12 protein-coding genes are annotated in these 13,077 nt (G+C 37.7%); 1 reads left to right on the forward strand and 11 read right to left on the reverse strand.

Annotated features, from left to right (window positions below):
* Positions 1 to 17: 17 nt before the first annotated feature.
* The 4 genes from OU989_RS13765 to OU989_RS13780 all read right to left on the reverse strand — a co-directional run bounded on the left by OU989_RS13765 (position 18) and on the right by OU989_RS13780 (position 4,809).
* The gene (locus tag OU989_RS13765; RefSeq protein WP_274793609.1) at positions 18 to 1,001 is read right to left on the reverse strand and encodes an alpha-ketoacid dehydrogenase subunit beta; all 984 of its coding nucleotides are present in this window, start codon (positions 999 to 1,001) and stop codon (positions 18 to 20) included.
* On the reverse strand, positions 1,001 to 2,017 hold the full coding sequence (locus tag OU989_RS13770) for a thiamine pyrophosphate-dependent dehydrogenase E1 component subunit alpha (RefSeq protein WP_274793610.1): 1,017 nt from the start codon (positions 2,015 to 2,017) through the stop codon (positions 1,001 to 1,003). The genes OU989_RS13765 and OU989_RS13770 overlap by 1 nt, the downstream gene beginning before the upstream one ends.
* Before the next feature lie 86 nt (positions 2,018 to 2,103).
* The gene (gene lpdA / locus OU989_RS13775; RefSeq protein WP_274793611.1) at positions 2,104 to 3,531 is read right to left on the reverse strand and encodes a dihydrolipoyl dehydrogenase; all 1,428 of its coding nucleotides are present in this window, start codon (positions 3,529 to 3,531) and stop codon (positions 2,104 to 2,106) included.
* Positions 3,532 to 3,714: 183 nt separating this feature from the next.
* Positions 3,715 to 4,809 carry a Leu/Phe/Val dehydrogenase gene (locus OU989_RS13780; RefSeq protein WP_274793612.1) on the reverse strand — a complete coding sequence of 365 codons (1,095 nt, stop codon included), beginning with the start codon at positions 4,807 to 4,809 and terminating at the stop codon, positions 3,715 to 3,717.
* A 385-nt stretch (positions 4,810 to 5,194) separates the two neighbouring features.
* Here OU989_RS13780 and OU989_RS13785 point away from each other — a divergent pair, with 385 nt between their 5' ends.
* Complete coding sequence (locus OU989_RS13785; protein WP_004231186.1) at positions 5,195 to 5,431, forward strand: DUF2627 domain-containing protein; 237 nt, start codon at positions 5,195 to 5,197, stop codon at positions 5,429 to 5,431.
* Between the two features lie 47 nt (positions 5,432 to 5,478).
* Here OU989_RS13785 and OU989_RS13790 read toward each other — a convergent pair whose 3' ends face one another.
* The 7 genes from OU989_RS13790 to recN form a co-directional block, all read right to left on the reverse strand.
* Positions 5,479 to 6,204, reverse strand: coding sequence for a glycerophosphodiester phosphodiesterase (locus OU989_RS13790; RefSeq protein WP_274793613.1), 726 nt, complete (start codon positions 6,202 to 6,204; stop codon positions 5,479 to 5,481).
* Entirely contained in the window at positions 6,197 to 7,768 is a 1,572-nt protein-coding gene (locus OU989_RS13795) for a flagellar assembly protein A (protein WP_274793614.1), read from the reverse strand. Before OU989_RS13795 ends, OU989_RS13790 begins: the two co-directional genes overlap by 8 nt.
* 308 nt (positions 7,769 to 8,076) lie before the next feature.
* Positions 8,077 to 8,268 carry a hypothetical protein gene (locus OU989_RS13800; protein WP_274793615.1) on the reverse strand — a complete coding sequence of 64 codons (192 nt, stop codon included), beginning with the start codon at positions 8,266 to 8,268 and terminating at the stop codon, positions 8,077 to 8,079.
* A 233-nt stretch (positions 8,269 to 8,501) separates the two neighbouring features.
* Entirely contained in the window at positions 8,502 to 8,816 is a 315-nt protein-coding gene (locus tag OU989_RS13805) for a hypothetical protein (RefSeq protein WP_274793616.1), read from the reverse strand.
* 301 nt (positions 8,817 to 9,117) lie between these two features.
* Entirely contained in the window at positions 9,118 to 9,909 is a 792-nt protein-coding gene (spo0A, locus tag OU989_RS13810) for a sporulation transcription factor Spo0A (protein ID WP_274793617.1), read from the reverse strand.
* A gap of 375 nt (positions 9,910 to 10,284) precedes the next feature.
* Positions 10,285 to 11,232: a SpoIVB peptidase S55 domain-containing protein gene (locus tag OU989_RS13815; RefSeq protein ID WP_274793618.1), complete on the reverse strand. Its 948-nt coding sequence runs from the start codon at positions 11,230 to 11,232 to the stop codon at positions 10,285 to 10,287.
* Between the two features lie 121 nt (positions 11,233 to 11,353).
* On the reverse strand, positions 11,354 to 13,045 hold the full coding sequence (gene recN / locus OU989_RS13820) for a DNA repair protein RecN (RefSeq protein WP_274793619.1): 1,692 nt from the start codon (positions 13,043 to 13,045) through the stop codon (positions 11,354 to 11,356).
* Positions 13,046 to 13,077: the final 32 nt, after the last annotated feature.

Below are 13,077 nucleotides of genomic sequence, written 5' to 3' on the forward strand. Positions count from 1 at the left end.
CAGCCTTGTGTGATTTACTAAAATGCCGCAAGTTCTCGCATTGCACGTTCAACTTTTTCAGGATTAATCATAAAATATTTCTCCATTGTTGGTGCATATGGCATAGCTGGCACATCAGGTCCTGCTAGACGTTGAATTGGTGCATCAAGCTCAAATAAACAATGTTCTGCAATAATTGCTGCAACTTCACTCATGATACTACCTTCTTTATTATCCTCTGTAACAAGTAAAACTTTTCCTGTTTTACTTGCTGCTTCAATAATCGCCTCTTTATCAAGTGGATAAACAGTACGTAGATCAAGAATATGAGCAGAAATACCATCAGCAGCAAGACGTTCCGCTGCTTGTAGAGCAAAATGTACAGCTAAACCATAGGTAATAACTGTTACATCATCCCCTTCACGTTTCACATCTGCCTTACCAATAGGTAATGTGTAATCGTCTAATGGTACTTCACCTTTAATTAAACGGTACGCACGTTTATGTTCGAAAAATAATACCGGATCCTCATCACGAATAGCTGCTTTCAGCAGGCCCTTTGCATCATAGGGTGTTGATGGAATGACAATTTTCAAACCAGGTGTACCAGCAAAAAGTGCTTCTACAGATTGTGAATGATAAAGCGCCCCATGAATGCCACCGCCAAATGGTGCACGGATGACCATTGGACATGACCAGTCATTATTAGAACGGTAACGAATTTTAGCTGCCTCCGAGACGATTTGGTTAACAGCTGGCATAATGAAATCGGCAAATTGCATTTCAGCGATTGGACGCATGCCATACATCGCAGCCCCGATACCTACCCCAGCTATAGCACTTTCTGCAAGAGGTGTATCAAGGACGCGGTATTCACCAAACTGATCATACAGACCCGTAGTTGCTTTAAATACACCGCCCTTACGACCAACATCCTCCCCTAAAATGAAAACACGTTCATCACGTTCCATCTCTTCCTTCATTGCCAATGTAATCGCATCAATATAAGACATTACTGCCATTACACGTCACCTCCGTCCACTGGTGCATAAACATATTTAAGTGCATGCTCTGGTTGTGCATATGGAGCCGCTTCTGCATAATCTGTTGCTTCATTAACTTCAGCCATAACACGCTCTTCAATTTCAGTTCGTATTGCTTCTGTCATAACGCCAGCATCCATTAAATACTTTTCGAATAATAGAATCGGATCTTTAGCCTTACCTTCAGCAATATCTTCAGCCGTACGATATTGACGGTCATCATCATCTGATGAATGGGCTGTTAAACGATATGTTACCGTTTCAATTAAGCTTGGCCCTTCCCCATTACGTGCGCGGTCTGCGGCTTCTTTCACCACTTTATACACTTGTAACGGATTTTTCCCATCAACTGTCACTCCAGGCATTCCGTAGCCAATTCCACGATCAGATACTTTGGCACAGCCTAATTGACGTTCTACGGGTACTGAAATAGCATATTGATTGTTTTCTACCATAATAATAACTGGTAGCTTATGAACACCTGCAAAGTTTGCTCCTTCATGGAAGTCCCCTTGATTGGATGAGCCTTCACCAAGCGTAACGAAAGAAACAAAATCTTCTTTTTGTAGACGTCCAGCCAGTGCAACACCAACTGCATGTGGAACTTGCGTTGTAACAGGAGATGACCCTGTTAAAATACGATTTTTCTTTTGACCAAAGTGACCTGGCATTTGACGACCACCAGAGTTTGGATCTTCTGCTTTTGCAAAAGCAGACAACATCAATTCTTTTGGTGTCATTCCAAAATGTAATACAACACCCATATCACGATAATAAGGTGCGATATAATCCTTGTTTTTATCAAGTGCAAAGGCTGCTCCTACTTGTGCGGCCTCCTGCCCTTGACAGGAAATAACAAACGGAATTTTACCAGAACGGTTTAATAACCACATACGCTCATCTAATCTTCTGGCCATTAACATTGTTTCGAACATAGCAAGTACATCTTCATTTGACAAACCTAATTCTTCATGTTTGATTTGAACATCTTGCATACGAACACCCCTTTCGTATTATAGAGAAATAACTATCTTATCCTATATCCCCACTTTTGGATAGTTTAGCTAAGAAATTCAGAAAATTAAAAATGGATAGCACGATCATCTACTGCCAAAGCAGATTCCACTAAAACCTCATTTAAGGATGGATGTGGATGAATAGCCTGACTAATTTCCCAAGGTGTGGCATCCAATAATTTCGCTAACGATGCTTCCCCAATTAAATCTGTTACATGCGGTCCTACCATATGAATACCTAAAATATCATCTGTTTCTTTATCAGCGATTATTTTGACAAAGCCCTCAGTCTCTCCATTTACAAGAGCCTTACCAATGGCCTTAAACGGAAACTTACCGATTTTTAAAGAATGGCCATGCTCTTTTGCAGCACCTTCTGTTAAACCAATGCTTGCAACCTCTGGATAAGAATAAACGCATTTCGGTACATTGAGAGCATCCAATGTCTTTGTTTTACCTGTCGCTATGTGCTCAATGGCTGATAGACCTTCATGAGAGGCAACATGTGCTAATTGTAAGCCACCAATGACATCTCCAATGGCATACATATGGGATTCCTTTGTTTGATAAGAATCATTCACTTTAATAAAGCCGTTTTCAACTTCGATTTCCGTATTTTCTAACCCGATACCTTGCGTATTCGCTTCACGTCCTACACAAAGTAATAATTTATCCGCCTCAAATATTTCTTCCTGATCATTCACTTTCGCCGAAATGAAAACGTTATCATTTTCAATTTTGAAGGTAGTAGTATCTAATCGAGCATTCGTAACGATCCGAACACCTCGTTTTTCAAGTTGCTTCGTCACTTCTTTTACAACGTCTGCATCTTCTGCAGGTAAAATAGATGGACCATATTCTACAACCGTTACATATACACCAAAATCACAAAGCATAGATGCCCACTCAATGCCAATTACTCCGCCACCGACGATTAATAATGATTTTGGCAAGCTTGCTAACTCTAAGGCATGATCTGAATTTAGTACGTATTGCCCATCAACTGTTAAACCGGCCATCCCTCGAGGCTTCGAGCCAGTTGCGATCACAACATTTGTAGGAACAAGCATTTCATTCTCATCACCATTGGACATTTCAACAGAAATTGTGCCTGGCATTGGTGAGAAAATAGATGGTCCTAAAATTCGCCCTGTGCCGTGATAAACATCTATTTTGCCTTTTTTCATCAGTGTATTCACACCTTGGCTTAATTGCTCTACGATTGCTTGTTTTCTAGCTTGAACTTTGTCAAATTGAAGTGTCACGCCTGCAATATCGACACCATATTCACTAGCCGTTTTATTGGCCATTCGATATACTTCTGCACTTCGAAGTAAGGCTTTACTCGGAATACAGCCTTTATGCAAGCAGGTACCACCTAAACGCTCACGTTCAACAATTGCTGTTTTCAAACCTAGCTGCGCAGCTCGGATGGCTGCAACATATCCGCCGGTACCGCCACCTAGAATGACAACATCATAATTTTGAGCCATGTTTATTCCCCCTTTTGAGAAAAGTGCTAAAGTCTCTATTTACTTAACAATCACTTTGCCAATTTTTTAACGTCCGTTTTTGCTACAGAAAAACTTTAGCTTCACTTTATTCATGGTCTTTTTTCTTGTTGAAAATTAGAAGAAGTCGACAATGCGACTTCTATAATGTTTTTACTGTGTCTATTAGCGACCGTGTAAAATATTTTTTTCATTTTTTAAGAATTGGCTACGAGATTTTGCTACGCGAGCAATGCGTTCCTCTGCTAAGCGATTCGCTGCCACATATGTTGGAATGCCATCTCGTTTTGAAATCGCAAAGATTTTTTCAATACTATCATAAATTCCATCCACGCGTTTCATTGCACGTTCACGATTATAACCATATAATTCATCTGCAACGTTAATAACGCCACCAGCATTGATAACATAGTCTGGCGCATAAACAATACCTAATTCATGTAGATAGTCACCATGACGTGAATCTTTTAATTGGTTATTAGCAGAACCAGCAATTACTTTGGCTTTTAATTGTGGAATTGTTTCATCATTTAAAATGGCACCTAAAGCACAAGGTGAGAAAATATCAACTTCCTGTGCATATATTTCGTCTGGTGCTACAGCCATCGCATCAAAGTCATTGACAACTCGGTCAATTGCAGCTTGATTGATATCTGTTACAACAAGTTTTGCCCCTTCATTATGTAAATACTCGCAAAGCTTGTAGGCTACATTTCCTAGACCTTGTACAGAAATTTTTAATCCTTCTAATGAATCGGAACCGAATGCTTCTTTTGCAGCCGCTTTCATACCACGGTAAACCCCATAAGCTGTTACAGGTGATGGATTACCTGAAGAACCGAATGCAGGAGAAATTCCTGTTACATAATTTGTTTCCTCATGGATTAAATCCATATCTGAAACAGTTGTACCTACATCTTCAGCAGTAATATAACGTCCATTTAATCCTTGGATGAAACGACCTAACGCACGGAACATTTCTTCGTTTTTATCTTTAAATGGGTCTCCAATAATAACCGTTTTTCCACCGCCAAGGTTTAAACCAGCTGCAGCATTTTTGTAAGTCATTCCTCGTGCTAAACGCAACGCATCTTCAATAGCATTTTCTTCCGATGCATATGTCCACATTCGTGCTCCACCTAGTGCTGGTCCTAGTGTTGTATCATGGATAGCGATAACCGCTTTTAACCCTGATGCTTCATCTTGGCAAAATACCAATTGTTCATAATCATACTTTTCCATATACTTGAAGATTTCCATGAAACTCGCCCCTTTGCTTTGGAAAGTGCATCCCCAAATGCCCATCCCATCATGTTTTGTCTAACAATCTATTCCTCTTAGCGTTATCTCTTAACTAGCTCTGAACCCCTCTTATTCAGTAGGTGTTTAGACCCCAATGCTTGAAGAAAAAATTGTTTAGTAATGGATAATATTGCTCCACTTATTTTTACAATACTGACAAATTCACAATTTCGCAACTATTATTACATATTCTTATTTAAGTAAGAATTTTCTAAACATTCAGTTACAAATGCTACTTTCTGTCCCTCCTCGTTTTTATGCGAAAATATTATATTCGTTTCTACCTTCCTTGACATTCCACCATCCACAGGTACAATTAATCATAGGAATAAGGAGGGGTAGTATGGCCCGTTTAGCTGCATTTATTGTAATGCTTATTCCAGGTCTTATGGCTGCAGGTGGCATTAAATTTATGCGTGATACATTATTTGGTAAGCTTATTTCGCCATTCCCATTTTTATGGCTACAATTTGTAGTTGGTGTTATATTCTTCGTGATAGGCTTTGGTTTTTTCGCAGGATTTTTACTACATCGCGACAGAAAAAATGGAAAAGTAGCACCACGCTTCCAAAAGAAATAAAAATAGCTATCCAAATAAGTCACACTCGACTTACTGGATAGCTATTTTTATACACGTTCTTGTACTGCGATGACTTTATCAGGATAATCCGTAATCCATCCAATGACAGCATGATGTGGATTCGTTAAAAATAGTTCACTGCCATCAATCGCATAAAAACGACAGGCTTTTTCATTTATAACACAAGCCTCCAAGTATCTTGGTTTATAGTACCTTTTATGCATATGCACAGTATCAGCTGCTTTATAATCAGCTAGAAGATCCCATTTGATTTTTTTTGTGGCTATAAGGGCCGTTTCAAATTCCGGTCTATGTTTTTTAACAATCTCTAAAAGCTCATAGTGAAAGGATGAAAAATGACTCCCCTCTGGCAGAACTAACCCCTGTAGGAAATTAATCAGCCCTCTCTTATTGTCTAAGATGGTTGATTTTAATTCAATATTCAATGGCATCTGATGCATATTTGCCCACACTAAAACTGCCTCAAATGCCGGCATTTTATACGATGAAAATAGACGTCTCCAAGGCTTGCCAAGTTTAAAATGTAGAAGCTCCTCCATCGTACAATCGCTCACCAGTTTATTGCTGCCCACAAGTCTTGATAGCTGTGGATCGTGATACACTACGGGTAATCCCTCTTTAGAAAATTGAATGTCTAATTCAATGCCATCAGCCCCTAGCTCCATCGCCTTTTCAAAAGCTTGAAGAGTATTCTCTAGTGCATAAGCAGAAGCACCTCGATGTGCAAATACAGGAATACAAGAATTAGACATTGAGCTCACCAAATTCTAGCAGGAATTTACCATTCGTCATTTTGCTTAATAACGATGACTTTCTGCCAATTTGAATATAAGTACCTGGATGTGCTTCTTTTGTCACTACAATCTCTTCTTTCCCTACATGGCGCATTTCATCCATTAATAGCTTAATTTCACGATCTAACTCCACTGCTTCAGCTTTTAATTTGGTTAAGGCTTGTTTTGTCTCTTCAAATGAAGCAGTTTGTTCTTTAGACATCTGATTGAGAAATGGCAATAGACTTTTCATTTTGTTCTCATGTGCTAAAATTTCTGCTTGCAACTGTTTTAACTGGGCTGCTTTTTCTTGCATGACTGAATTATTTTCTTGCTTATTGATGCTTTCAATGATTAAATCCGTTCGGCGTTCTAGACGGTTTCCAGAAATGGCTGTGACGATCGTATTTTTTGCTACTGCTCGCCCACCAATGATTTTACCTTTTCGTTCATCAACATAAATAGAATGGGCAGAAAGCTGTGATCCTAGCGCATAAAAACCAATATGAATACTATCACCTGCAAATAAATTCGCTTCATTGACATGCTTAACAAATATATTGCCACCCGCTTCCACTACTGTTGAACCAAGTCCAAAAATCCCTCCCCGAATATAAACATCCCCCTCTATGGATTTAATCAATTTGGCACCGCTTACACCTTCGGCACCATCGATTGAAATATCACCAGTTGCAATAACCGTATAACCATTTGTTACTGTTCCTTTAATACTGAGAGAACCATTAAATTCTAGGTTGCCTGTTTCCACGCCAACATCACCGTTTATAGGAAGGTGTCTGTTTACACCAATCATTCCTTTGACATCATCTAAAACACCCGCAATTTTAGAGCGAATGACGATTTTCCCGTCCTCTTCCACTTCATAGGCCGATTTTGTGTCGTATTTAATAGGAAAATCTCTCCCAGGTACAGCAGCGACTACTTCACCAAGCACGTTTTTTCCTGGTTTACCTAATGTAGCAGGAATCTTTTCACCAAGCCACGAGCCTTCTGAAATTTCTGAAATAAAATTCATATCATAGTAATCGGCTTTACCGTCTTCTCGAATGACCGGTTTTCTCTCCGGTTTAGGCAAATATGTAATTTGTGCATCCATCCCTGCTATAGGTTGTTCGCCTTGAGCAATTAAAAATGCTTTTCCTGATTCAGCCTTTGAAATATCAAAGTCTACTATTCCGTAAACAATTCCTTTTTCTTCAAGTGTTTCTCGTATTTGCTGTGTCAATTTTTCTTTATTATTTTGAATATACTCTTGTGTTTCATATATAAAAATAGAGGCTGACATTTTATCACGTGCGATCTCCGCTTCAACATTCGGAAGCCAGCGTCCAATTTCAACTGGGCTTGTGTTTGGGGTTGATAACACGTTTTTTAAAATTGAAAAATTAGATAATTTAAGTCGTGGATGACTACGTAGGATGCTATCAAATTCTTTTAATGGGAATCCGGCACTAAAAGTAAGCATAAATACCTTGCCATTTTCTTCAGAAATTTCAAAGTTGTCATTCCGAACTAGAATCAAGCTACCTCCTCCTTCCCTCTATATGTAAGTATATACAATCCCCTTACATTTGTTTAGAGACCATTGTCACTACCGAGAAAGAAAATAGTACTACTCAATTATTAAAAAATCCGCCAAAAATTTCATTCCAACAAATAAAATTAAACAATTTTAACTATTTAAATGTTTATTTATCTGCTTTTTTATTAAATTTTCCTTTTAATTCAAAGTAATTCCATTTAATTATTTTGGAGGAATAGTATGCTATGGAAAGATAGCAAGTGGGTTCATCTCTATTAATAGTAGTTTTATATAGGTATTTTGAACCTTTAGTTATTCAACAAGCTACCTATACCTCCTTCAATATGGAAAGTGCAGCCTAGTTGAGCTAATTGCTCATGAGTCATATAGTGCATACTAATTTTACCATCTAATGCTAAACGTACCTCAAATAGTTCCTCCCCAATTTGCGTTATTTCTATCGAATTCATTCCATCTAGTTGGAAATTTACACTTTTCATTTTCATCACCTGTTTTAGTATAACGAATACAATCGCAATGAGTAACTAATATGCCGACTTTTCTTTGATTGTTCCAGTTCTCGTTATTCAGTTAAGATATTTCTACAGCATTTTCTGTAAAACTATCGATTAAATTCCCTAATCAATGCTACCGAGTTTTGTAATGATGAATTGAACACCAGCGTATAAGTTTAGCTTATAAAAAATGGATAAGGGCTTACAGTCTCACACCATTATTTACCCCATGGCTGTTCACCATATCTTTTTAGCATCACGACTTCACCATCATTATTTAACCGATTGTAAACATATTTAACTTTGTATTCGTTGTATTTTTCTAATTCGATTTTATCGTAATACTTTTTCGGTAATATTAACTCACGCTCATCAATTAACAGGTAGTATTCTCCGTTCTTTTCAACAATATTTTGTTCATCAATTTTCACTGTTTTTTCAACTAGTGCATCATTAAATGTATAAAAACCTGCTGCAAATACTCCAACTAAAATAAATACTAAAAAAATAACGAATAACTTACTCCTACTCAAGTATCTCATCCCCTTAATTTTGATATTTAATACTACTATTAATCAATTTATGTCATATTATCAAAATTAACCATATTAATCCTCTAAAAAGAGGTTTTTGCGAAAGAATGCTTTTTTGATTCACAACTTCATTGCATGAACCTTTCTAAAAAGGACAAATTCGTTAATAATGGACATAAAAAATACGCCCCTCAAACAGTCGACGTAAACTGTCTAAAAAGGCGTTATCATTTTCGTAATAAATTAGGTTTACCGGACATTCTCCGCTAAGCTACACGCTAAAAACACCAATATAGCACGCTTAGCTAGCCATCATATCAATACGGATTTTGTCTGCGATCATGGCAATGAACTCGCTATTGGTTGGCTTGGATTTTAGGTGGTGCACTGTATAGCCAAACATCGACGAAATCGATTCATAATTGCCACGATTCCATGCGACCTCGATGGCATGACGAATTGCACGTTCCACACGGGATGGCGTTGTATTGAATTTTTTCGCGATTTCTGGGTATAAAATTTTCGTGACAGATCCTAATAATTCTATATCTTCAAATACCATTTGAATGGCTTCACGTAAATAAGAATAACCTTTAATATGTGCAGGTACACCGATTTCTTTTATGATTGCAGTAATCGTACTGTCTAATTGATGCTGATTTAATTTTTGAGGTACTGTCGGTTGTAACACGCTTGTCTTTTTTGGTAGTGTCGCCTTTTGTCCAGCACAATGTAGAATCTTTTGTACCAATTGATCGAATTCAAATGGCTTCAGCATGAAATAGGAAGCCCCTAAATCTACCGCCTGTTTCATGACATCTTCCTGACCAAAAGCTGTTAGCATAATAACTTGGATAGATGACATTTTTTCGTTTTGATACATGGCTTCTAATACAGCTAAACCGTCAAGATGAGGCATTATTATATCTAGAAGTAAAATATCTGGTGTAAATTCCTCAAGCATTTGTAGACAAACTTTTCCATTTGAAGCTGTTGCAATAATTTCTATTTCGGCATGTCCTTGAAAATACTGCTCCATTGTTTTTAATAACTCACGATTATCATCAGCAATCGCTACTTTTACTTTTGTCATTTCAATTCCTCCTTCTGGACTTGCTTTGAACACCTCAAAGCGTTAACCTAACCCCTAAATGCCGTTTTTGGCACACTGTGGAATTTTCGACATTTTTGTTTTAAAAACCTTTTTCATTTTCAAAAATGAGTATGTAGTCCGATACTTTCTTTTTTTATCGACAAGTTACGATAAATAATTGCAACTAGTCGAATGCTCTTATTACTTATTTTAGATAAAATTAGTTGATAAAACTACAGTTTTTTTAAATATCATGACTCCTTCAGGGAATTATTAGAAATACATGTTGAATTCCTAGAAAAAAGGGTAAAATTCGCTTCTTTCCCTGGGCTTTTGTTGCCCCTGAAAATGAAGCGAATTCTTACCAGACATAATTCATGAAGATCTTCTTAACATTTCTGCTACAGTTAGTGCCGCCCCTTTTTTCGGCTCTTCAACAAACATATGCGTCACAGCACCGACAAAACGACCGTCTTGAATGATAGGACTGCCACTCATTCCCTGCAAAATACCACCTGTTTTTTCAATGAGCTTTTCGTCAGATACTATAAATTCAAGGCGTTCATTTTCAACCTTTGTAATTTCAATCGAAAAAGATTCCACCTTACTGCCTTCAATAGCCGTATAAATTTCGGCTTTCCCAGTTTTTATATCTTTTTCATGCATAATTTCAATGGCTTTGGGTAATCTTTGTTGATAACCGTCTTCCCAACGGCCAAAAATACCATAAATAGTATTTTTATCTATACTGCCGAGTCGTTCTTGATGCTTCTCAATGGAGGATATTTTATAGCCTGGTTGGCCCGGTGTACTTTTACGAATTTGTTGAATGGAAGCTAAAAAAATGGAGCCAGCTTTAAAAACAGGGGCTTCTTGTAGGGTTGAATCGACAATTTGATGACCTAGTGCTCCGTAATTTTTTGTCTCTGGATCAATATAAGTCAGTGTTCCTACTCCATCTGTTTCATCTTTTAAAAAGGAAATGACATGCTCTGCTTCTTGATTTTGTAATTCCAATGTAACTTGTTGGCCTTCACTATTGATCGTCCATTTTTGTTGGCCTTTTTTTGCCACAGCTTGTTTGGCATCAGCAAGAGATTTAACAGGGATATCATTTATTTTTTCAATGACTGCTCCTCCCTTCATCCACTGATTCGAAGCTAATAATACATCATGTGCGACAAATACATGTGATAATTGGAGCTGGATCCCAATTGCTTCACCCATTGGTATAAGCTTTTTGGCGGCTAAAGCTTGTACAGGCATCACTAACAAAAAGATGAGCATAGGCAAAATGACTAATTGACGCCAATGACGATTCATACGACACCTCCTTTTCATTTTTGTCTTTTTACTATGTGTTGTTGTGCCATTCTTATAAGCGGTAAATATTTGTGCAAAAAGAAAAAACCCAGAAACAGCGTGACTGTTTCTGGAATAAAGATTAACGCATTTGTTTTTTTCGTTCATCTGCCATTTTTAAAAGCTCTGTTGCATGCTGTAATGTTAAAGCTGTAATTTCTGTACCAGACATCATACGGCTAACTTCCTCAATTCGAGCATCTTGATCAATTTCCGATAACGAAGTGAACGTTCGATCATGCTCCACCTCTTTTTTGATAAAGTAATGATGATCAGCCATAGCCGCAACCTGTGGTAAATGAGAAATACATAATACTTGAGAATTAACGGAAATCGCTGCGATTTTTTCTGCAATGGCTTGCGCTACACGACCACTTACACCTGTATCGACCTCATCAAAAATAATGGAGGTGATACCATTTGAGGAAGAGAAAATCGTTTTCAATGCAAGCATCATTCGCGATAATTCACCGCCAGATGCAATTTTGGGTAACGATTTTGGTGGTTCTCCAACGTTTGTGGAGATGTAGAAAATGATTTGATCTTTTCCATTGGCATCGAAATATGGTAATTCATCGAAATTAACAATAAATTTTGCTTTTTCCATATGTAGTTCACGTAATTCTGCCATTATGGCTTCACTCAATTGATGGGCAGCAGTTTTACGTACCGCCGAAAGTTTTTCAGCAAGTTCATTAAGTACCGATTCCATCTCTAGCACTCGGCGTTCTTTGACCTGCAAAATTTCATCTCGATTCAACAATTCATTTAATTCTGTTTTAATTTTCTCATAATACGCTAAGATTTCTTCCAGTGTCGAACCATATTTGCGTTTTAAATTTTGGAATAGTGCTAAACGCTGCTCAACCTCGTTTAAACGTGCTGGATCGAACTCTAAGTCATCTAACACATTTTTGACCTGATAGGCTGCATCTTGTAAGGCATAAAATGCAGATGTCACAGCTTCAGATGCTTCTTTGAATTGATCGTCAACCGTCGCGGCGTCTTCTAAAGCACCCATAGCATTACCAATCCAATCAAGTCCCTTCGAATCGCCTTGAATGGCATCATAGGCTGCACTAGAACGTTCAAAAATTTTATTAAAATTCATCAAACGACGGCGTTCATCTAAAAGGTCGTCTTCCTCACCCAACTTTAGATTGGCTTCCTCTAGCTCTTTTATTTGAAATTGGTACAAATCAATACGTTGTGCCATCAATTGTTCATCAATCGATATGGAAGCTAAATCTTTTTTTAGTAAACGATATTCTTCATATTGTTCACTATATGTTTTTTGTATAGGGGACAGTTCTTCCTCCGCAAACTGGTCGAGTAAATTAATATGCTGCTTTTCATCCATCAGCTCTTGATTTTCATGTTGACCATGAATATCAATAAGGCTAGCGCCAATGTCTCTAAGTACCGATAATGGCACAAGCTTTCCATTTACTCGGCAAATGCTTTTACCAGAATCATTTAAATCCCGTCGTAAAATAATGCTATCTTCTTCAATTTCTATGCCTGCTTCTTCTAATTTTTTCAGAACAGGATGAGCTAAACTTGAAATTTGAAATAAGCCACCTAATTCTGCTTTTCTTGCACCGTGGCGAATAAATTCAGTATTGCCTCGTCCACCCGCAAGTAAATGCACAGCATCAATGATGATGGATTTCCCAGCACCTGTTTCCCCTGTAAGTACTGTTAAACCTTCTGAAAAGCTTACTGTCAGATCCTCAATGATGGCAAAGTTTCGAATACTAAGCTCTCTTAACACAAATTGTCACCTCTGAATCAAATTCCCCATTT

The organism is Lysinibacillus irui (genome assembly GCF_028877475.1).
GTDB classification, from domain to species: domain Bacteria; phylum Bacillota; class Bacilli; order Bacillales_A; family Planococcaceae; genus Lysinibacillus; species Lysinibacillus irui.

Bases quoted from the DNA above. Each gene is read 5' to 3' on its own strand.
- OU989_RS13790 (WP_274793613.1), bottom strand. From the start codon at position 6,204: ATGTCTAATTCTTGTATTCCTGTATTTGCACATCGAGGTGCTTCTGCT.
- OU989_RS13770 (WP_274793610.1), bottom strand. From the start codon at position 2,017: ATGCAAGATGTTCAAATCAAACATGAAGAATTAGGTTTGTCAAATGAA.
- OU989_RS13765 (WP_274793609.1), bottom strand. From the start codon at position 1,001: ATGGCAGTAATGTCTTATATTGATGCGATTACATTGGCAATGAAGGAA.
- OU989_RS13800 (WP_274793615.1), bottom strand. From the start codon at position 8,268: ATGAAAAGTGTAAATTTCCAACTAGATGGAATGAATTCGATAGAAATA.
- OU989_RS13815 (WP_274793618.1), bottom strand. From the start codon at position 11,232: ATGAATCGTCATTGGCGTCAATTAGTCATTTTGCCTATGCTCATCTTT.
- lpdA (WP_274793611.1), bottom strand. From the start codon at position 3,531: ATGGCTCAAAATTATGATGTTGTCATTCTAGGTGGCGGTACCGGCGGA.
- spo0A (WP_274793617.1), bottom strand. From the start codon at position 9,909: ATGACAAAAGTAAAAGTAGCGATTGCTGATGATAATCGTGAGTTATTA.
- OU989_RS13785 (WP_004231186.1), top strand. From the start codon at position 5,195: ATGGCCCGTTTAGCTGCATTTATTGTAATGCTTATTCCAGGTCTTATG.
- OU989_RS13780 (WP_274793612.1), bottom strand. From the start codon at position 4,809: ATGGAAATCTTCAAGTATATGGAAAAGTATGATTATGAACAATTGGTA.